The following is a 303-nucleotide window of genomic DNA, read 5'->3' on the forward strand; positions in this document are numbered from 1 at the left end:
CACTGGCAGTAGTCGAATACCATCCAAAAGAGCTTCTAGGCATCGATGATTACCTGCTTCAAGGCGAATAGATTGCTTCTTTATATTCACAATGACTAACAGTGGATCTCTCATGCCTTCAGTTCTTATCTCTGACCACACGGTGGATGCAGGTTTAATGATGCCTTGTGCGTCGTCGGTACTGTCGCTCACTTCTGGATTGCTCAGTAAGTGCAGAATTTCGGTGGGTACAAGTTCGACTAATCCTGTTTTTGCCCAAGGGTGCTGTTTCCAGTTGTACTTCACGATTTCGTTCCTTTAGTC

The 303-nt window shown here is 45.2% G+C and carries 1 protein-coding gene; it reads right to left on the reverse strand.

Annotated elements, in window-relative coordinates:
- Positions 1-285 (reverse strand): hypothetical protein (locus AB4585_RS29165; RefSeq protein WP_372172300.1); only part of this gene is annotated, 285 nt, incomplete at its 3' end.
- Positions 286-303 lie beyond the last annotated feature (18 nt).

Source organism: Vibrio sp. 10N.222.49.C9 (assembly GCF_041474985.1).
GTDB classification, from domain to species: domain Bacteria; phylum Pseudomonadota; class Gammaproteobacteria; order Enterobacterales; family Vibrionaceae; genus Vibrio; species Vibrio crassostreae_C.